The organism is Klebsiella pasteurii, from assembly GCF_018139045.1.
Classification (GTDB): Bacteria; Pseudomonadota; Gammaproteobacteria; order Enterobacterales; family Enterobacteriaceae; genus Klebsiella; species Klebsiella grimontii.
The window spans coordinates 4,460,907-4,479,994 of the sequence record NZ_CP073236.1 but is presented as its reverse complement, the minus strand read 5'-3'; the positions used below and the strand labels follow the sequence as shown (position 1 = coordinate 4,479,994).

Below are 19,088 nucleotides of genomic sequence, written 5' to 3'. Positions count from 1 at the left end.
GAATGGCTTATTCAGAAAGAAGAGATTAGCTGCGCTGGCGTACCGCTTCAAACAGGCAAATACCGGTGGCGACCGATACGTTCAGCGACGACACACTACCGGCCATCGGGATGCTGATTAACTCGTCGCAGTGCTCCCGGGTCAGGCGGCGCATGCCTTCACCTTCCGCTCCCATGACCAGCGCCAGCGATCCGGTCATTTTGCTCTGGAACAGCGTATGATCGGCCTCACCGGCAGTACCGACGATCCAGACGTTCTCTTCCTGCAGCAAACGCATGGTACGCGCCAGGTTGGTGACGCGGATCAGCGGGACGTTTTCCGCCGCACCGCAGGCCACTTTTTTCGCCGTGGCATTCAGCTGCGCAGAACGGTCTTTGGGGACAATCACCGCATGCACGCCAGCGGCGTCAGCGCTACGTAAACAGGCGCCGAGGTTGTGCGGATCGGTCACGCCGTCAAGGATCAAAAAGAACGGCTGATCGAGAGAGGCGATCAGATCCGGCAGATCGTTCTCCTGATACTGACGTCCGGGCTTCACGCGGGCAATAATTCCCTGATGAACGGCGCCTTCGCTTTTCTCATCCAGAAACTGGCGGCTGGCGACCTGAATCACCACACCCTGCGCTTCCAGAGCATGGATCAGCGGCATAAGGCGCTTATCCTCGCGGCCTTTCAGAATAAAGACTTCCTGGAAACGCTCAGGAGCACGCTCCAGCAGCGCCTGCACCGCGTGGATGCCGTAAATCATTTCACTCATTTATCTACTCGTTTAGGTTCTGTTTTCAGTCCCTTCACCCCGGTCCCATTACGATTCCGGGAGTCGCCGGGGTAAAGGGATATCATTACTCAGCTATTTTCTTTTTCGCCGCGCGCTTGGCCTTGGTCGCTGCGGCGATCTTCTGGGTTTTCTCCGACGGCTTCTTCGCTTTCTTCTCGCCTTTTGGCTGAGCGGACTTTGCCTGAGGCTGACCTTTCTGTTTGCGGAATGCGCTATCCGGCTCGAAGTTTACCTGCTTGCCCGCCTGACGGCGACGTCCGGAAGATTTACCTGCGCCACCTTTCTTCGCTTTTTCTCGCTCGGTCTTACCGACGTTGCGCGGCGCGCGCTCGCTGGAGATAAGCGAGAAGTCAATTTTACGCTCGTCCATGTTGACCGCTTCAACGCGCACTTCCACGCGATCGCCCAGTCGATAGGTCTGGCCGCCGGATTCACCAATCAGACGCTGCCCGACCTGATCGAAGCGGTAGTAGTCGTTATCGAGAGAAGAGACGTGCACCAGGCCATCAATAAACAGCTCATCCAGACGGACGAAGAAACCAAAGCCGGTCACGCTGGCAATCACGCCCTTAAAGACGTTACCCACCTGATCCAACATGAAGTCACACTTCAGCCAGTCCGAAACATCGCGCGTCGCTTCATCAGCACGACGCTCGGTCATCGAACAGTGCGCTCCCAGCTGCAGCATCTCGTCCATGCTGTAGTGCCAGCCGCCGGTCTCGGTGCTATTGCCTTTATGTCCCTGCTCTTTCGCCAGTAAATACTTGATCGCGCGATGCAGCGAAAGGTCAGGATAGCGGCGAATCGGCGAGGTGAAGTGGGCATAGGATTGCAGCGCCAGACCAAAGTGGCCACGGTTTTCCGGGTCGTATATTGCCTGTTTCATCGACCGCAGCAGCATGGTTTGCAGCATCTCTGCATCCGGACGATCGGCGATAGAGGTCAGTAATTCCGCATAGTCGCGCGGCTCCGGCTTGTTGCCGCCAGGCAGTTCAAGCCCTAGCTCCGCGAGCACCGAACGGAATGCGGTAATCGCTTCCGTACTCGGTTTGTCATGGATACGGAACAGCGCCGGTTCCTCGGCCTTCTCAACGAAGCGCGCAGCGGAGATGTTCGCCAGGATCATGCACTCTTCAATCAGCTTGTGCGCGTCGTTACGCTGAGTCTGCTCAATACGTTCAATGCGGCGTTCAGCATTAAAGATGAATTTAGCTTCTTCACTCTCAAATGAGATACCGCCGCGCTCTTCACGCGCGCCGTCCAGCACTTTGTAGAGGTTATGCAGCTCTTCAATATGCTTAACCAGCGGCGCGTACTGCTCGCGCAGATCCTGGTCGCCCTGCAGCATATGCCAGACTTTGGTATAGGTCAGACGGGCATGGGAGCTCATCACCGCTTCGTAGAATTTGAAGCCGGTCAGACGCCCCTTGGCCGAAATCGTCATTTCACAAACCATACAGAGCCTGTCGACCTGAGGATTCAGTGAACACAGGCCGTTAGAGAGCACTTCAGGCAGCATCGGAACCACCTGAGACGGGAAGTAGACCGACGTGCCGCGGCTACGCGCCTCGCCATCCAGCGGCGTACCCGGGCGCACGTAGTAGCTCACATCGGCGATCGCCACCCACAGACGCCAGCCACCGCCGCGTTTCTTCTCGCAGTACACGGCATCATCAAAGTCACGGGCGTCTTCGCCATCAATGGTGACCAGCGGCAGGCTGCGTAAATCAACGCGCCCTTTTTTCGCCTCTTCAGGTACCTGTTCTTTCAGGCCGGCAACCTGTTTTTCGACCGCTGGCGGCCAGACGTAGGGAATTTCATGGGTGCGCAGGGCCATATCGACCGCCATACCGGTACCCATATTGTCGCCAAGTACCTCAACGATCTTGCCGACCGCTTTGGTGCGGCGGGTTGGACGCTGGGTCAGCTCAACCACCACGACAAATCCCATCCGCGCGCCCATGATCTGTTCCGGGGGGATCAGGATATCGAAGCTCAAGCGGCTGTCATCCGGCACCACGAAGCCAACGCCCGCATCGGTAAAGTAGCGGCCCACAATCTGACCCGTTTTGGGCACCAGTACGCGGACAATACGCGCTTCCCGACGGCCTTTACGGTCGGCGCCCAGCGGCTGCGCCAGCACCTGATCGCCGTGAATGCAGGTTTTCATCTGCTCGGACGACAGATACAGGTCATCTTTACGGCCTTCAACGCGCAGGAAGCCATAACCATCACGATGACCGATAACGGTCCCTTTCAGCAGATCAAGACGTTCCGGCAGCGCATAGCACTGACGACGTGTAAAGACCAGTTGACCATCGCGTTCCATTGCACGCAATCTGCGGCGCAATGCTTCTTGTTGTTCTTCGCCTTCAATATTCAGCTCTATTGCCAGCTCATCTCGGCTAGCCGGTTTTTCGCGTTTTGCTAAATGATCGAGGATAAATTCCCGGCTCGGGATTGGATTAGCGTATTTTTCAGATTCGCGGTCCAGGAAAGGATCTTGTGACATGTCGGTTCCTCCGTTGTCATCTCCAGTGAAGTTTACGTCACTCCACCAGTAATAATTTATAAAGCGGTTGATTCTTTTCAACCAAATCGGCCAGCGTGTAGTTATCCAGTTCCTTGAGAAAACTTTGCGCGGCTTCAGCAAGCGCCTGTTTAAGACGACAGGCGGGCGTAATATGGCAAAATTCGCTGCTGCAGTTGACCAACGAGAGCGGCTCAAGATCGCGAACAACATCCCCCACGCGAATCATATTTGCCGGTTTCCCCAGACGAATGCCCCCATTTTTTCCCCGTACCGCGGTCACGTACCCCACGCGACTTAGCTGATTGATTATTTTAACCATATGATTACGGGAAACGCCGTAAACCTCCGTCACTTCGGAGATGCTGGTCATTCTTCCATCCGGTAGCGACGCCATATAAATCAGCGCGCGTAATCCGTAATCAGTGAAACTCGTTAACTGCACAATCAACCTCAGGGAAAAGAAAAACAGAGTGCGTCGGTAGACGTAATTACTATTGATGATAAACCAGCCAGCGCTCAGGCCGCTAATTTATTTAAATGGGGCGGGCGAACAGCAAAAACAAGAGGCGCCTTAACGGCGCCCCTGGAGATAATTACGCGTCGAACGGATCGCGCAAAATCATCGTCTCGGTACGGTCAGGACCGGTAGAGATAATATCAACCGGTACACCGGTCAGCTCTTCAATGCGTGCGATGTAGTTCAGCGCTGCCTGCGGCAGGCCGCTGCGCTCTTTCACACCAAAGGTGGTTTCAGACCAGCCCGGCATGGTTTCATAAATCGGCTCGATGCCTTCCCAGTTGTCAGCAGCCAGCGGAGTGGTTGTCACTTCGCGGCCATCCGGCATACGGTAGGCAACGCAGATTTTAACTTCTTTCAGGCCGTCCAGGACGTCCAGCTTAGTCAGGCAGAAACCCGACAGGGAGTTAATCTGCACCGCGCGGCGTACCGCCACGGCATCCAGCCAACCGGTACGACGACGACGGCCGGTGGTGGCGCCAAACTCGTTACCCTGCTTGCACAGGAACTCGCCGGTTTCATCAAACAGCTCAGTCGGGAACGGACCTGCGCCTACGCGAGTGGAGTAGGCTTTAATGATACCCAGCACGTAGTCTACATAACGCGGACCCAGACCGGAGCCGGTCGCAACGCCACCAGCGGTGGTGTTGGAGGAGGTCACGTACGGGTAGGTGCCGTGGTCGATATCCAGCAGCGTACCCTGCGCGCCTTCAAACATGACGAAATCGCCACGCTTACGCGCCTGGTCGAGCAGATCGGAAACGTCAACAACCATCGCGGTCAGGATGTCGGCAATCGCCATCACGTCATCCAGAACTTTCTGGTAATCAACCGCTTCGGCTTTATAGAAATTCACCAACTGGAAGTTGTGATATTCCATCACTTCTTTCAGTTTCTCAGAGAAGGTGGCTTTATCAAACAGATCGCCAACGCGCAGACCGCGGCGAGCCACTTTATCTTCGTAAGCCGGGCCGATACCGCGACCGGTCGTACCGATAGCTTTCGCGCCACGCGCTTTTTCACGGGCGACATCCAGCGCGACGTGATATTCGAGGATAAGCGGGCAAGCTTCAGAAAGCAGCAGACGCTCGCGAACAGGGATACCACGGTCTTCCAGACCTTTCATCTCTTTCATCAGCGCAGCCGGAGACAGTACAACACCGTTACCGATGATGCTGGTGACATTCTCGCGAAGAATACCTGATGGAATGAGATGGAGGACGGTTTTTTCACCGTTGATTACGAGAGTATGGCCGGCGTTGTGACCACCCTGGTAGCGCACAACATATTTAGCCCGTTCAGTCAGGAGATCGACGATCTTCCCTTTACCTTCGTCACCCCATTGGGTGCCCAGTACGACGACGTTGTTACCCATTTTTCAAAATCACCGTTTGCTTAAAAATGGATTCTACCATCGCTTTTTCAGAGTTACAGCACTTTTTGCACTCGAAAGACGGGAAATTAGTCTACTTTACGCTCAGCCAATCGTTTTCCTCAACATGTAGTAGATGACGATGCCAGCAACCACAAGACCACCGCCAAACCGGCGTAATAAATTATCCGGTAATTGACTCATCGTGGCGACCATTCGACGCCAGGCTCGCGGGTAAAGCAGCGGCCCGAGTCCTTCGAGTACTAAAACCAGCGCCAGCGCCAGCCAGATTGTTGAGTTCATTATTTACCCTTATTTATACGCCGCCCGATACAGCACCCGATGCTAGTCAATGCTGTGTTTATCCTCATTTCACATTGTCAGTTATTTCATCATCATTATGAACTAATTTTATGAAACAAAATTCATAACCCATTGTATTGAAGGTTGTTTTTTAAATTGCAAGTATGCATAGCGTATCAAGATTCGATACGAGCATAAGATAATCAGGAGGATTATTATGAGAGAATTAACCGCAACTGAAATCAACGCTGTAAGCGGCGCGGGCTGGCTGCAAGATGGGCTGGCTTCACTGGGTGGTAAGACAGGCTCTGCAGTATGGTCACTCGGCAGTACTCTGAGCGTTGACTTACCTATCCTTGGCACAATCAATCTGTCGACCATCGCGCCAGGGCTTGGAGAAACTATCGGTAGTACGATAGGTTCAACAATCGGCGGTGTGATTGAAAGCACGCTAGCAAGCGTACCGTTATTCGGTGGGCTGATAAATAAATTGCTTGGCAACTAATTTAGCTCAGTTGTAAAAAAGGCGCCTTACAAGGCGCCTTTTCACTTATTCCATCTACGAACGCTTATTAGCGAGCAGCCGCCGTAGGTGATTTCATATAGCGGAAGAAATCGCTGTCCGGGCTGAGAACCATCACATCCTGATTGCTCTGGAAGCTGTTCTCGTACGCACGCAGGCTACGGATAAAGGCATAGAAGCCCGGATCCTGACTGAATGCGTCAGCAAACAGTTTCGCCGACTCAGCGTCGCCTTCACCGCGCAGGATACGTCCCTGACGCTCGGCTTCCGCCAGCGTTTTGGTCACTTCATAATCCGCGGTCGCGCGCAGTTTTTCAGCTTCTTCCTGCCCTTGCGAACGATGGCGACGGGCAACCGCTTCACGCTCGGCGCGCATACGGTTGTAGATCGCTTCAGACACTTCAGCCGGCAGGTTGATCTGTTTGATTCGCACGTCGACGACTTCAATACCCAGCGCCGCCATACTGTTCGGGTTGATCACCTGAACCTTACCGTTGGTTTCTGCTTCAATACGCTCTGCCGCTTTGGCAATCGCGTCATCGGCAGCCGGCGTGCTGACTTCATCTTCCGTGCCCGCAGAGCCTGAGTTCAGGGCATCGCGCACTTCCAGGGTCAGACGACCGCGGGAGTCGGTCACGATGTCTTTCACATCGAGACGGCCAATTTCAGAACGCAGACGGTCAGAGAATTTACGTTTCAGCAGCACCTCGGCCTGGGAGATATCACCGCCGCCGGTTGCCAGGTAGTAACGGCTAAAGTCGCTGATGCGCCACTTGATGTAGGAGTCAACGATCAGGTCTTTCTTCTCTTTGGTGACGAAGCGGTCAGCCTGATTGTCCATCGTCTGGATACGCGCATCGAGCATCTTCACAGACTCAATAAACGGAATCTTGAAGTGCAGTCCTGGCGCGTACACCAGAGGTTTGTTTTCATCGTCGCGCAGAACTTTACCAAAACGCAGCGTGATCCCGCGCTCGCCCTCTTTAACAACAAAGATGGACATGTAGAGCACCACCAGCACGATGACAATTATCGCGATAACAGATTTACGCATCGTTATTCCCCCTGACGCTGGTAGTCGTTACGCTGCGCGTTGGCGCGGCGTTGGTCCATAATAGTGCCTCCCGTAGAGGTAGAAGCGTTGCTGGCGCTGTTTGAGCTGGATGCAGGCGGCAGACGCAGCAGATCGCTTGCGCCACTGCTATCGCTCTTTGCCGCCGGCGCGCCGGCGCCTTTAAGCATCTGATCCAGAGGCAGAACCATCAGGTTGCTCCCCTTATCGTTAACCAGCACTTTGCGCGTATGGCTCAGCACTTTTTCCATGGTTTCGATATACAGACGCTCGCGGGTAATTTCCGGAGCCGCTTTATACTCAGGCAGGATTTTCGCAAAGCGAGCCACTTCACCCTGAGCTTCAAGAACGGTCTGGGTCTTGTATGCGCGAGCTTCTTCCAGAATACGCTGCGCCTGACCGTTAGCCCGCGGCTGAACTTCGTTGGTGTAAGCTTCCGCTTCACGAATGTACTGCTGTTCGTTTTCACGTGCGGCAATCGCATCATCAAACGCGGCTTTTACTTCTTCCGGCGGACGAGCCGTCTGGAAGTTGACGTCCAGCAGGGTAATCCCCATGTTGTACGGACGAATGGTCTCTTCCAGCTCACGCTGAGTATCGCTACGAATGACGGTACGTCCTTCAGTCAGGATACGGTCCATGGTGTATTTACCGATCACGCCGCGCAGGGCGCTGTCGGTAGCCTGACGCAGGCTATCGTCCGCGCTGGTGACGCTGAACAGATAGCGTTCCGGATCGGTCACGCGGTACTGCACGTTCATCTCAACGCGCACGACGTTTTCGTCAGACGTCAGCATGACGCCGGAAGCCGCCAGTTCACGGACCGACTCAACGTTAACCGCCTGAACGCTATCAATGAAGGTCGGTTTCCAGTTAAGGCCAGGCTCAACCAGATGGCTAAATTTACCAAAGCGAGTGACGACGCCACGTTCAGCTTCTTTAATGGTATAAAAACCGCTGGCTGCCCAGATAATAACCGCAGCGGCGGCAACGATGCCGACGATACGCCCGCCCATTGGCCCACGAGGTCCCTGAGAGCCGCTACCGCCGCCCAGTCCACCTTTTCCGCCACCCAGGCCGCCAAGTTTTTTGCTTAGCTTACGGAAGATATCATCCAGATCGGGAGGTCCCTGATCGCGACCGCCTTTATTGCCATTTCCCCCAGAGTTGCCGCCTTGGTTATTGCTGCTTCCCCACGGGTCGCGGTCCTGTCCGTTATTACCGGGCTGATTCCACGCCATGTATATGCTCCATATTTGTTTTTGATATCCCCACAGGGGTTAATATCTTCAGGCAAGCTGCAAGGTCAAATCACGTATTCAACCAGCGCTGGCTCTTGTTTACAGAGGCGACGCCAGTCAACGATCGGCATGCGCACCTGCAGACCAACGCTACCGTCATCCTCCATCCACTCTTTCTCTATCGCCTGAAGCTGATAGAACCGGCTTCTCAACCGGCCTTCCTGCGGCGGCAGGCGCAGCGTGTGCTGCGCCACTTCACCAGAAAGCCGTTCCGTCAAAGCCTGAAAAAGCAGCGGTACACCAACCCCGGTCTGGGCGGAAAGCCAGACCCGAATCGGTTTATTTTCTTCATCCCGATCGATACGCGGCTCAAAATCATCCAGCATGTCGATTTTATTCATAACCAGCAGCGTCGGGATCTCATCGGCCTCGATTTCCGCGAGCACCGTATTTACCGCGTCAATGTTTTCCTGCACGCGCACATCGGCCGCATCAATGATATGCAGCAGCAGCGTCGCCTGGCGCGTCTCCTGGAGCGTCGCTTTAAACGCGGCCACCAGGTCGTGCGGCAGGTGGCGGATAAAACCTACGGTATCCGCCAGTACGGTTTCGCCAACATCAGGGACGTCAATGCGGCGCAGCGTTGGATCCAGAGTAGCGAACAGCTGGTTCGCAGCATAGACCTCGGCTTCAGTTATCTGGTTGAACAACGTGGATTTACCGGCGTTGGTATAACCGACCAGCGACACGGTTGGAATATCGGCTTTAGCGCGTGACCGCCGTCCCTGCTCGCGCTGTTTTTCAACTTTTTCCAGCCGCGCCAGGATCTGCATAATGCGGTTACGCAGCAAACGGCGGTCAGTTTCGAGCTGGGTTTCACCCGGGCCGCGCAAACCAATCCCGCCTTTCTGTCTTTCAAGGTGGGTCCAGCCGCGAACGAGGCGAGTCGCCATGTGGCGCAGCTGCGCCAGCTCGACCTGTAGTTTCCCTTCGTGGGTACGCGCTCGCTGGGCAAAAATATCTAAAATCAGGCCGGTACGATCGATAACCCGACATTCGCATAAGCGCTCCAGGTTTCGTTCCTGTGCCGGACTCAGGGCATGATCGAAGAGCACGACCGATGCTCCGGTCGCTTTTACGGCTTCCGCAATTTCGACAGCTTTACCTTCACCAACAAAATACTTCGGGTGCGGTGCTTTACGGCTACCGGTAATCACCTGCATTGCTTCGACACCGGCGGAAGAGGCCAGAGTTTCAAACTCCTGGAGATCTTCCATATCTTTGTCTTGCGAAAAATAGATGTGTACCAGTACCGCCTGCTCACCGGCATCATAACGGTCAAACAAGCGTAAACCCCTTATAAAATACCAGCGGGGAACGCAGAAAACCTGGCTCCCCGACGTGGAAAAACAGCATCTGCCTTATTCGGCGTCTTCGCTGTCTTGCTGCGGCGCAGAAGAACCCTGCGCACCACCACCGTGGTGATAGTTGTTTGTACCGCCACCAGCATTGTTGCTGTGGTGTGACACCGGGCGAGACGGGACAACAGTAGAAATTGCGTGCTTATAGACCATCTGGCTGACCGTGTTTTTCAACAGGATCACGAACTGATCGAAAGACTCAATTTGCCCTTGCAGCTTAATACCATTCACCAAATAAATAGAAACCGGAACACGTTCCCGACGCAAAGCGTTCAGGAACGGATCTTGTAAAGATTGCCCCTTAGCCATTCTCTCTTTTCCTTATATGTATGCTTGTTTTGTACTCAGAACCTTACGATTCTTAAAAAAATTACGCACGATACCTGTTCAATTGTACACGTTCAGTCCAGGCTAGCACCAACAACCTGTAATACTTTGTTGAACGCTTGTTCAGGTTGTTCACTGTCTAACCAGTGAATACCTTCCCAACCGCGCAGCCAGGTAACCTGACGTTTAGCCAACTGTCTCGTGGCGCAAACACCTCGATAAACCATTTCATCATACGGGATCTCGCCATTTAGGTACGACCACATCTGGCGATATCCGACACAACGAATGGAAGGCATATCCGTATGCAAATCTCCCCGGGCAAAAAGCGCCCGCACTTCTGCTTCAAAACCTGAAGCCAACATCTGATGAAAACGCTGTTCTATGCGCTGATGGAGCAGTTCACGGCTCGCCGGGGCGATGGCGAACTGGTGCACCTTATACGGCAGAGCATCACCTGACGTTTGCGTCAGCTCCGTTAAAGTTTTACCCGAAATGAAAAAAACTTCCAGTGCTCGGGAAAGTCTTTGCGGATCATTTGGATGAATACGCGCGGCGGCAACCGGATCAATTTCCTGTAGCTGCTGGTGCAACGCGTTCCATCCTTGCTCTGCGGCCTGTTGCTCGATCCTGGCCCTGACCTCAGGGTCAGCCGAGGGTAGAGGCGACAACCCTTCCAACAACGCCTTGAAATACAACATCGTTCCGCCAACCAGTAGCGGAATACGCCCCGCGGCAACAATATCAGCCATCTCAGCCAGCGCAGCACGACGAAAATCCGCTGCGGAATAAGCCTCAGCCGGATCAAGAATATCCAGCAGCCGATGCGGCGCAGCGCTTAGCTCCGCGGCATCCGGCTTGGCCGTGCCGATGTCCATTCCTCGATAAATGAGGGCTGAATCAACGCTAATCAACTCTACTGGCAAAACTTTACGTAAGGCGATCGCCAATGCGGTTTTACCAGAGGCCGTCGGGCCCATTAAAAATATTGCCTTAGGCAGGCTTGCCTCGGTTACATCACTCATCTTTCAGGGCATTCATCGCCGAATGTAAATCAACAGGTTGTAACAGACCACCCGGCGGCGCTTTAACCAGCTGCGGACATAAGCGCTCAATATCCGCCAGGACGGCAATCGCCTGCGCCATATTCCACTGCGCATGCTCGCTCGCCAGGTTACGCGCCATCCACTGGGCAATATTGCCGACGTCGACGGTTTTTTGCTGCGCCAGGTAGCCTATCAGTTCAGGAATCAAGATTTGTAAATTTTGTTGTCTTAAGGGTAAAGGCACTGCGCGGATCGTCACGTGGTGCGCATCGGACTGGAGTTCAATCCCGACCTCTGCCAGCGCAGACTGCGCCTGCTTGAGCGCGTCTTTTTCCTCTTCGGACACTTTTATCCGCAGCGGGATAAGCAACGGTTGGGCGCAAACCGCCTCTGCGCCCGGCGTCAGCTGTGCCTGGCGCAGCCAGCGCTCAGCGACCGGCAGGGCCAGCAGCGCTAACTTACCGTCGCGCTCCAGCAGCGCGCAGTCGCTATCGATAATCGTCAGCACGCGGCCAAAGCTTTGGCTATGACCTGACAGGCCTTCCGCCGTCGGTGTGGGAGATTTGGGTTTGCGCTCCGCGACAGGAGTATCCAGCAGTTGGCGGTAGAGCGCACCCTGCTGTTTTTGATAGCCTGGCTGCGCATGCGGCCAGCCGGCTCCACCAGTTGAAGATGGCCCCGACGAACCGCTGGCGTTAAAGCGCGGCGCGGCGGGCTCATCACGATACCGGGGAGCCGCGTTTTCACGCGCGACCGCCGGCTGGGCAAAATGATTGCCGCCTGCCGCAATGCGGTTTTCCGGCACCTGCCGCGGTGCGGACTCATCGCCCTCTTCCGCCAACGGTACATCCAGCTGCTGCTGCAGGACGCTCAGCACGCCCTGATAGATAAAATCGTGCACCAGGCGCGACTGATGAAAACGCACTTCATGTTTGGCCGGGTGAACGTTCACATCCACCTGATGCGGATCTATCTTCAGGTACAGCACAAAAGCAGGCTGCTGATCGGCCCCCAGTTTATCTTCACAAGCCTGACGGATCGCGTGATTAATCAGGCGATCGCGCATCATCCGCCCATTGACGTAGCAATATTGAATCTCCGCCAGCGTCGGATTGGTATGCAGAGGATCGGCCACCCAGCCGCTGAGGGTAAGATCGCCATGCTGCCACTCAATTGCCAGGGCATGTTCGAGAAAGGGTATACCGCAGATCGCGCCCAGACGCCGCTCACGCTGGCCGTCCTGCGATACCGCCCGGTACTGACGCACGACTTTACCATTGTGGCTGAGGTTGATAGTGACGTCGAAACGCGCCAGCGCGATGCGCCGGACGATTTCGTCAATATGGCCAAATTCGGTTTTCTCGGTGCGCATAAACTTGCGCCGGGCGGGGGTGTTATAAAACAGGTCCAGCACTTCAAGCGTTGTCCCCACCGGGTGCGCCGCTGGCTTCACGGTGACCGCCTGATCGCGCCCTTCGGCATAGGCCTGCCAGGCCTCCTGCTGATCCTCGGTACGCGAGGTCAAGGTCAGGCGAGCCACTGAGCTAATACTGGCCAGAGCTTCGCCGCGAAAGCCGAGGCTAATGATCGCCTCAAGGTCGTCCAGCGAAGCAATTTTACTGGTGGCGTGACGGGCCAGCGCTAGCGCCAGCTCGTCTTTTTTAATGCCGCAGCCGTTATCGCGAATGCGGATTAACTTCGCCCCGCCGCGCTCAATATCAATGTCGATGCGCGTCGCCCCGGCATCGAGGCTATTTTCCACCAGCTCTTTGACCACCGAAGCCGGTCGTTCCACCACTTCACCTGCGGCAATCTGGTTGGCGAGCTGCGGCGGTAGAACCTGAATCGGCATGGCCGTCTCCTTAATTTAACAACGTCCCATCAGACGAACCTGCGCTGGCGGTCTGCGCGGCTGCTCCGCGCGGCGCGGATTGCAGAGGATGCTGCATAAAGTAGTTACGCAGACCGTTATAAATCGCCTCTGCGACCTGTTGCTGATAGGCATCGCTGCCCAACAGCCGCTCCTCGCCTGTATTACTAATAAAACCTGTTTCGACAAGGATCGACGGGATATCCGGCGAGCGCAGTACACCCAGGCTGGCATGCTCGGGGCGGCGCTTATGTAAATCGCCGATCCGCTGCAGTTGGCTCAGCACATTGGTCGCCACATCATACCCGACGCGCTGGGAATGGCCGAACTGTAAATCCAGCACCGCCTGGCTCAGGTAAGGGTCAGACTGGCTGTTGGCCAGTACATCGCCCGCGCCGCCCAGCAGCTCGGACTGCTTCTCATGCTGTTCGAGCCAGCCGGCCATCTCGCTGTTCGCGCGGCGGTTGGAAAGCACCCAAACCGAGGCTCCGGTGGCATCGCGATTCGGCGCGGCGTCGGCGTGAATTGAGACAAGGAAATTGGCGTTTTGCTTACGCGCGACGTCAGATCTCCCCATGACTGAAATAAAGTAATCGCCGTCGCGCGTCAGCACCGGCCTGAACTGAGGGTCGGCATTCAATAGCGCGCGGAGCTTACGCGCAATGGCAATAGTCACATTCTTCTCTTTCGTGCCATTCGGGCCAATAGCGCCCGGATCCTGGCCGCCGTGACCGGCATCAATGGCGATAATCACTTTATCATCGGAGGACACGGGACGCGCAGCGGGACGCGTTACGCTACTCGTGCTGGTCACCGCAGTAAGCCGGTCGTTATCGGCTTTAAACGGGTTACGTGCGGGTTCGCTCGGACGCACGGGCTGCGCCACGGGCCTTTCCGCCTGTCTAACCACCACCGGCTGCGGCGGTGGCGGAGGCGGCTCGTCGGCGTTAATCGTAAACACCACGGTGTAGTTAGAGCCGTTCTGCTGTTTCACCGCGCGGGTTTTGCCATCGGCAGTTAAATCCACCAACAAGCGCAGCGACTGCGTATCCTGCGGCGTCCCGGAACGAATGCTTTTTACCAGATTATTGCCGCTAAACTGCAGCGGTAGCCCCTGGAGTACGCCGGTCTGTTTGATATCCAGCGCCACGATGCGTTTGCCCTGGGGGCTAAACGAATATTCAGGCTCGCCGATAAAACTAATGGTAATACGGGCCTGCCGATCTCCATTTGAGACCTGGATATCGGATAAACTTGCCGCAGTAGCCTGAATGCTAAACAGCATCAGTGCGGCAGCCAGCCAACTGGTTATGCGATACATCATCCCGTCGTCCTTCAGGCTAATTAGCCAAACGCGCCAATAAAGACTTACCCAATGAGGAGACCGCGGTTACGCGCGCCTCACGCCCTTGTGCCTGATACTCAAGGTGAATTTCAACATCCGGGTCCGGCAGTACTCCCGTGCCCTGCTGCGGCCATTCCACCAGGCAGATAGCATCGTCAGTAAAATAATCGCGGATCCCCATAAACTCGAGTTCCTCAGGATCCGCCAGGCGATACAGATCGAAGTGATAGACCATCAAATTATCGAGACTGTAAGGCTCTACGAGGGTGTAGGTTGGGCTTTTAACGTTGCCACGGTGACCGAGAGCCTGAAGGAAACCGCGGCTAAAGGTGGTCTTACCCGCCCCTAAATCGCCATACAAATAGATGACCGTCGCGCCAGTGCATGCCTGCGCGACGCGGTTGCCAAGGCTTAAAGTCGCCTGCTCATCGGGTAAAGGAATCACTCGGTTAATCATGGTCTACGTCAATCACATCCGGGTTAACAACACGCCTGAGCGTGGAAAAAAGATCGGTCGCCAGCATTCCGCGGGTGCCATGTCTCGCCGCCAGCCGATCGGCAGCTTCGCCATGAGCAACGCATCCGGCGCAGGCAGCATCATACGGCGTCAGGCGCTGGCCTAACAACGCGGCGATAATACCGGTCAGCACATCGCCCATCCCGCCGCTGGCCATCCCAGCGTTACCGGCGTAGATAATAGCCATTTCGCCCGTTTCGCTCGCCACGATCGTTCCTGCACCTTTTAGCACCACAACGCCACCATAACGTTTTACCAGACGTTGTGCAGAATGTAAGCGATCGCTTTCAATTTCTGCCACACTCACGTTCAGCAGACGGGCGGCTTCGCCGGGATGCGGCGTCAGCACGCGATTGTGACGTTTATCGGGATTGATTGCCAGCAGGTTCAGCGCATCCGCATCCCAGACCATCGGTTTGCGAAAATTCTCCGCCTGGCGCAGCGCATTCTTACCCCACTCGCTCTGACCAAGACCCGGCCCAATCGCGACGACATCCGCCCATTGCAGGCTTTCCTCAAGCGCGCAGGATGTCAGTTCATGGACCATCAGCTCCGGCCTGGCGGTCAGAACGGGGGCGATATTATCCTTATGAGTCAGGACGCGCACCAGCCCTGCGCCCGCACGCAGCGCCGCTTCCCCGCTCATCCGAATGGCTCCCGCCGTACCCGGTTCGCCGCCAATAATCACCAGCTTACCGTGGTCGCCTTTGTGCGAGGTTGGGCGTCGTGGCGGCAGCCAGTCGGAAAGCTGCGACGCATCGAATCGACTGATTGCCGTCTTCTGGCCTGCCAGCCAGCGGTCAAGCCCTAAAGCGTGATGATGCAGGCGGCCCACGACATCGCGAGCTTTGCCGGTCAGCAGCCCCGGCTTAAGCGCAATAAACGTGATGGTATGAGCGGCATGGATAACCGCGCCTGGCGTCGTACCTGTCTGCGCGTTCAGACCTGAGGGGATATCGAGCGCGACAACCGGCACCGGATAAGCGTTAGCATGCGCGATAAGCTCAGCGACGTTTTCCCGGGGCGCGCTCTGTAGCCCGGTACCGAGCAGACCGTCAATAATCAATGTGATATCTTCAGGCCAGACGATGTTCGCGGCGTGAATCGTCCCGCCGGCATTGAGCCACTCTTCACGCGCCAGGCTGGCCTCTTCCGGCAGCGGCTTCTCGCTCTCCAGCGCCAGCAGCGTGACCTGAATCCCGCGCGCCTGCGCCAGGCGCGCCACCACGTAGCCGTCTCCGCCGTTATTACCGTGGCCGCAAAGAATCAGCCAGTGCTGGCTTCCTGGATACTGTTCGCAGGCAAGTTCAAAAGCCGCTTCGCCCGCACGGCGCATCAGCTCATATAACGTCAGCCCAAGGGCATCCGCCGCCTCTTTTTCCGCCCGCCGTAGCGCCTCCGCCGGCCAGATGATATGTGGTATACTGTCGGTGTTTTTCGTCATCGTATGGTCCATCATGTCACAGCCCCTCGATCTCAATCATTTAGCGCAGCAAATCAAACAGTGGGGCACAGAGCTGGGGTTCCAGCAGGTCGGTATTACCGATACCGATCTCAGCGCCAGCGAACCTAAACTGCAGGCGTGGCTGGATAAACAATACCACGGCGAAATGGAGTGGATGGCGCGCCATGGCATGATGCGCGCGCGCCCTCATGAACTCCAGCCAGGTACCTTACGCGTGATTAGCGTGAGGATGAACTATCTGCCTGCTAATGCCGCTTTCGCCCGCACCCTGAAAGATCCCGCGCGGGGTTACGTTAGCCGTTACGCCCTCGGACGGGACTATCATAAGCTGTTACGTCATCGCCTGAAAAAATTAGGTGAGATGATTCAGGCGCAGTGTGCTTCGCTCAATTTTAGACCTTTTGTCGATTCCGCGCCGATTCTTGAACGCCCTTTAGCCGAAAAAGCAGGGCTGGGATGGACAGGTAAGCACTCACTCATCCTCAGCCGCGATGCCGGCTCGTTCTTTTTCCTCGGCGAGCTACTAATCGACCTCCCTCTCCCCATCGACCAACCCGTCGAGGAAGAGTGCGGGCGCTGCGTGGCCTGCATGACTATCTGCCCAACCGGCGCCATCGTCGAGCCCTATACCGTCGATGCCCGACGCTGTATCTCCTATCTGACGATTGAACTGGAAGGCGCCATCCCGGAAGAGTTCCGCCCGCTGATCGGTAACCGCATCTACGGCTGCGATGATTGCCAGCTGATTTGCCCGTGGAACCGCTTCGCGCAGCTGACTGATGAAGACGATTTCAGCCCGCGCAAAGCGTTGCATGCCCCAGAGCTACTGGAGCTTTTCACCTGGAGCGAGTCATATTTTCTAAAAGTGACGGAGGGATCGGCTATTCGCCGTATTGGCCATCTGCGCTGGCTACGTAATATTGCCGTCGCGCTGGGCAATGCGCCCTGGGATGAAGCCAACCTCAAGGCGCTGGAGAGCCGCCGGGGTGAGCACCCACTTCTCGATGAACACATCGAGTGGGCGATGACGCAGCAAATGGCAAAACGAAATGCCAATGTGGTTGAGGTGCAATTGCCCAAGAAGCTACGGCTGGTCAGGGTGGTTGAAAAAGGGCTACCGCGCGACGCCTGATTCATTCACAGGGTGTGAATAAAAATAAAAACACATTGCGTTTCAACGGGCAGACGTTCGTCAAGTGATCGGATTAACACTTTGAAATGAAATTTAACCCTTACGTTTCAGGCACATATAAGAATACTATTTACATAGTGAAGTGTTTTCCTGAGAAAAGACGAAAGACTAACCTGTGGATAACTCTGTTCACAGTATTTTCAGGACATCGCGAAAAGCATCCATGACGCGTAGTTGCGCTGTGGATAAACTGAATATGAGAAGAAATTTGGAGCGGGAAACGAGACTCGAACTCGCGACCCCGACCTTGGCAAGGTCGTGCTCTACCAACTGAGCTATTCCCGCTTGGGTGTGGTAACTTTCAAATTTTGGAGCGGGAAACGAGACTCGAACTCGCGACCCCGACCTTGGCAAGGTCGTGCTCTACCAACTGAGCTATTCCCGCTTAATCTTTGTCTTTCAAGTCGCTTCTGCGTTAGCTGCTTTATCGCAACTCGAAATCCTGTGATTAGGATGGTACTTTCAAATTTTGGAGCGGGAAACGAGACTCGAACTCGCGACCCCGACCTTGGCAAGGTCGTGCTCTACCAACTGAGCTATTCCCGCATACTTCTGGCCATATTTCTATGGCGTCGTGATTTGCATTTCTGCTTCGTCACGGGAGGCGCATTATACGAGAATTCGATTTACCTGCAACCCCCCTGAGCGCAATTTTTTTCGTTTTTGGTTTAAGTGACCACTTTATCACCACACACCGGCCTGAATTGTCTAAATAACCAGCAAATGCGGCAAAATCACTTTTTCCGGGCCCGCTAAAGGCGCAAAATCGCTCAAGTTTATAGGCGGATATCGCCCGCTGACGGTCAACAACGATGACAACCAGGGAAATAAAATGAAAAAAGCGCTTACCGTCCTGCTGCTGGCCACGCTTGCCACAGGAACAGCATCGGCAACAACGCTACATTTTGGGACAACGACGGCCAATCCGCCGTATGAAACCGTCAATGGTAAAAATCAGCCCACGGGTTTTGATATCGACCTGGCCAACGCGCTGTGCAGACAGATGCAGGTCGAATGCAAATTCACTCCCCAGGGGTTCGATACCCTCATCCCGGCGCTGCGCTTTAAGAAATTCGACGCCGTGATTGCCGGTATCGAAGTGATTCCAATGCGAGAAAAGCAGGTTGCGTTCAGCCATCCCTATCGTCAGGCGCTGTCCGGCGTAGTTGTCACAGCGAAAGACGCCGCCCACACCTTTGCCGATCTGAAGGATAAAAAAATCGGCGTCGTAAAAGGCACCCTTCATCAGCGCTATCTGCGGGACAAACAAAAAGCCGTGCATGCGGTGCCTTACGACAGCGACGAAAGCGCTCTGAGCGCGCTGAAAGAAGGCGTCATTAGCGGCGTGATGGGCGATCAGGAGACGTTAACGAAATGGCTCCAGGATAACCCCGACTACGCCATGATGGACGAACGCGCCACGGATCCCGGCTACTACGGTAAGCAGTACGCCATTGCGGTACGTAAAGACGATCCTGAGCTGCTGAATAACATTAATGCCGCTCTGGAAGTCGTAAAAGCCTCACCGGAGTTTCAGGCCATGGAACAGAAGTGGTTTAAATAGGC

17 protein-coding genes and 3 tRNA genes are annotated in these 19,088 nt (G+C 55.3%); 3 read left to right on the top strand and 17 right to left on the bottom strand.

The genetic code is table 11. From position 1 onward, the window contains the following. Window positions 1–25: 25 nt before the first annotated feature. The 5 genes from rlmB to KCG39_RS21045 form a co-directional block, all read right to left on the bottom strand. Window positions 26–757, bottom strand: coding sequence for a 23S rRNA (guanosine(2251)-2'-O)-methyltransferase RlmB (gene rlmB, locus KCG39_RS21065; RefSeq protein WP_004109129.1), 732 nt, complete (start codon window positions 755–757; stop codon window positions 26–28). An 85-nt stretch (window positions 758–842) separates the two neighbouring features. Further along, entirely contained in the window at window positions 843–3,290 is a 2,448-nt protein-coding gene (rnr, locus tag KCG39_RS21060; RefSeq protein ID WP_049115782.1) for a ribonuclease R, read from the bottom strand. A gap of 37 nt (window positions 3,291–3,327) precedes the next feature. Continuing rightward, a complete protein-coding gene (gene nsrR, locus KCG39_RS21055) occupies window positions 3,328–3,753 on the bottom strand; it encodes a nitric oxide-sensing transcriptional repressor NsrR (protein ID WP_004097980.1) in 426 nt (141 codons plus the stop codon). 151 nt (window positions 3,754–3,904) lie between these two features. Further along, window positions 3,905–5,203, bottom strand: coding sequence for an adenylosuccinate synthase (locus KCG39_RS21050; RefSeq protein ID WP_123828550.1), 1,299 nt, complete (start codon window positions 5,201–5,203; stop codon window positions 3,905–3,907). A 102-nt stretch (window positions 5,204–5,305) separates the two neighbouring features. Further along, complete coding sequence (locus tag KCG39_RS21045) at window positions 5,306–5,503, bottom strand: DUF2065 domain-containing protein (RefSeq protein ID WP_004097978.1); 198 nt, start codon at window positions 5,501–5,503, stop codon at window positions 5,306–5,308. 217 nt (window positions 5,504–5,720) lie between these two features. Here KCG39_RS21045 and KCG39_RS21040 point away from each other — a divergent pair, with 217 nt between their 5' ends. Then, window positions 5,721–6,008 (top strand): hypothetical protein, encoded by a 288-nt coding sequence (locus tag KCG39_RS21040; protein WP_004128090.1) that lies wholly within the window; start codon window positions 5,721–5,723, stop codon window positions 6,006–6,008. A gap of 67 nt (window positions 6,009–6,075) precedes the next feature. On the opposite strand, the gene hflC is transcribed toward KCG39_RS21040, so the two are convergent. The 9 genes from hflC to nnr all read right to left on the bottom strand — a co-directional run bounded on the left by hflC (window position 6,076) and on the right by nnr (window position 16,309). After that, on the bottom strand, window positions 6,076–7,080 hold the full coding sequence (gene hflC / locus KCG39_RS21035) for a protease modulator HflC (protein WP_004128087.1): 1,005 nt from the start codon (window positions 7,078–7,080) through the stop codon (window positions 6,076–6,078). 2 nt (window positions 7,081–7,082) lie between these two features. Further along, window positions 7,083–8,339, bottom strand: coding sequence for an FtsH protease activity modulator HflK (hflK, locus tag KCG39_RS21030; RefSeq protein WP_004128085.1), 1,257 nt, complete (start codon window positions 8,337–8,339; stop codon window positions 7,083–7,085). A gap of 65 nt (window positions 8,340–8,404) precedes the next feature. Next, window positions 8,405–9,685: a ribosome rescue GTPase HflX gene (hflX, locus tag KCG39_RS21025; protein ID WP_004128082.1), complete on the bottom strand. Its 1,281-nt coding sequence runs from the start codon at window positions 9,683–9,685 to the stop codon at window positions 8,405–8,407. A 75-nt stretch (window positions 9,686–9,760) separates the two neighbouring features. Next, window positions 9,761–10,069 (bottom strand): RNA chaperone Hfq, encoded by a 309-nt coding sequence (gene hfq / locus KCG39_RS21020; RefSeq protein ID WP_004097968.1) that lies wholly within the window; start codon window positions 10,067–10,069, stop codon window positions 9,761–9,763. Window positions 10,070–10,161: 92 nt separating this feature from the next. Beyond that, the gene (miaA, locus tag KCG39_RS21015; protein WP_049115784.1) at window positions 10,162–11,112 is read right to left on the bottom strand and encodes a tRNA (adenosine(37)-N6)-dimethylallyltransferase MiaA; all 951 of its coding nucleotides are present in this window, start codon (window positions 11,110–11,112) and stop codon (window positions 10,162–10,164) included. After that, complete coding sequence (gene mutL, locus KCG39_RS21010; protein WP_049115785.1) at window positions 11,105–12,985, bottom strand: DNA mismatch repair endonuclease MutL; 1,881 nt, start codon at window positions 12,983–12,985, stop codon at window positions 11,105–11,107. Before mutL ends, miaA begins: the two co-directional genes overlap by 8 nt. A gap of 10 nt (window positions 12,986–12,995) precedes the next feature. Further along, window positions 12,996–14,327 (bottom strand): N-acetylmuramoyl-L-alanine amidase AmiB, encoded by a 1,332-nt coding sequence (gene amiB, locus KCG39_RS21005; RefSeq protein ID WP_049115787.1) that lies wholly within the window; start codon window positions 14,325–14,327, stop codon window positions 12,996–12,998. Between the two features lie 16 nt (window positions 14,328–14,343). Next, a complete protein-coding gene (gene tsaE / locus KCG39_RS21000) occupies window positions 14,344–14,805 on the bottom strand; it encodes a tRNA (adenosine(37)-N6)-threonylcarbamoyltransferase complex ATPase subunit type 1 TsaE (RefSeq protein WP_004128070.1) in 462 nt (153 codons plus the stop codon). After that, window positions 14,798–16,309 carry a bifunctional ADP-dependent NAD(P)H-hydrate dehydratase/NAD(P)H-hydrate epimerase gene (nnr, locus tag KCG39_RS20995; RefSeq protein WP_176690202.1) on the bottom strand — a complete coding sequence of 504 codons (1,512 nt, stop codon included), beginning with the start codon at window positions 16,307–16,309 and terminating at the stop codon, window positions 14,798–14,800. The genes tsaE and nnr overlap by 8 nt, the downstream gene beginning before the upstream one ends. Before the next feature lie 13 nt (window positions 16,310–16,322). On the opposite strand from nnr, the gene queG reads away from it, so the two are divergent. Further along, window positions 16,323–17,462 carry a tRNA epoxyqueuosine(34) reductase QueG gene (gene queG / locus KCG39_RS20990; protein WP_024360250.1) on the top strand — a complete coding sequence of 380 codons (1,140 nt, stop codon included), beginning with the start codon at window positions 16,323–16,325 and terminating at the stop codon, window positions 17,460–17,462. A gap of 269 nt (window positions 17,463–17,731) precedes the next feature. Here queG and KCG39_RS20985 read toward each other — a convergent pair. From KCG39_RS20985 to KCG39_RS20975, 3 genes are all read right to left on the bottom strand, one after another. Beyond that, window positions 17,732–17,807 (bottom strand) — tRNA-Gly (locus KCG39_RS20985). A gap of 24 nt (window positions 17,808–17,831) precedes the next feature. Continuing rightward, window positions 17,832–17,907: transfer RNA gene (locus tag KCG39_RS20980), tRNA-Gly, on the bottom strand. Between the two features lie 85 nt (window positions 17,908–17,992). Then, window positions 17,993–18,068 (bottom strand) — tRNA-Gly (locus tag KCG39_RS20975). Window positions 18,069–18,354: 286 nt separating this feature from the next. Here KCG39_RS20975 and KCG39_RS20970 point away from each other — a divergent pair. Further along, the gene (locus tag KCG39_RS20970; protein WP_049112901.1) at window positions 18,355–19,086 is read left to right on the top strand and encodes an arginine ABC transporter substrate-binding protein; all 732 of its coding nucleotides are present in this window, start codon (window positions 18,355–18,357) and stop codon (window positions 19,084–19,086) included. The last annotated feature ends 2 nt before the right edge of the window (window positions 19,087–19,088 follow it).

Bases quoted from the DNA above. Each gene is read 5' to 3' on its own strand.
- rlmB (WP_004109129.1), bottom strand. From the start codon at position 757: ATGAGTGAAATGATTTACGGCATCCACGCGGTGCAGGCGCTGCTGGAG.
- rnr (WP_049115782.1), bottom strand. From the start codon at position 3,290: ATGTCACAAGATCCTTTCCTGGACCGCGAATCTGAAAAATACGCTAAT.
- KCG39_RS21050 (WP_123828550.1), bottom strand. From the start codon at position 5,203: ATGGGTAACAACGTCGTCGTACTGGGCACCCAATGGGGTGACGAAGGT.
- KCG39_RS21045 (WP_004097978.1), bottom strand. From the start codon at position 5,503: ATGAACTCAACAATCTGGCTGGCGCTGGCGCTGGTTTTAGTACTCGAA.
- KCG39_RS21040 (WP_004128090.1), top strand. From the start codon at position 5,721: ATGAGAGAATTAACCGCAACTGAAATCAACGCTGTAAGCGGCGCGGGC.
- hflC (WP_004128087.1), bottom strand. From the start codon at position 7,080: ATGCGTAAATCTGTTATCGCGATAATTGTCATCGTGCTGGTGGTGCTC.
- hflK (WP_004128085.1), bottom strand. From the start codon at position 8,339: ATGGCGTGGAATCAGCCCGGTAATAACGGACAGGACCGCGACCCGTGG.
- hfq (WP_004097968.1), bottom strand. From the start codon at position 10,069: ATGGCTAAGGGGCAATCTTTACAAGATCCGTTCCTGAACGCTTTGCGT.
- miaA (WP_049115784.1), bottom strand. From the start codon at position 11,112: ATGAGTGATGTAACCGAGGCAAGCCTGCCTAAGGCAATATTTTTAATG.
- mutL (WP_049115785.1), bottom strand. From the start codon at position 12,985: ATGCCGATTCAGGTTCTACCGCCGCAGCTCGCCAACCAGATTGCCGCA.
- amiB (WP_049115787.1), bottom strand. From the start codon at position 14,327: ATGATGTATCGCATAACCAGTTGGCTGGCTGCCGCACTGATGCTGTTT.
- tsaE (WP_004128070.1), bottom strand. From the start codon at position 14,805: ATGATTAACCGAGTGATTCCTTTACCCGATGAGCAGGCGACTTTAAGC.
- nnr (WP_176690202.1), bottom strand. From the start codon at position 16,309: ATGACGAAAAACACCGACAGTATACCACATATCATCTGGCCGGCGGAG.
- queG (WP_024360250.1), top strand. From the start codon at position 16,323: ATGTCACAGCCCCTCGATCTCAATCATTTAGCGCAGCAAATCAAACAG.
- KCG39_RS20970 (WP_049112901.1), top strand. From the start codon at position 18,355: ATGAAAAAAGCGCTTACCGTCCTGCTGCTGGCCACGCTTGCCACAGGA.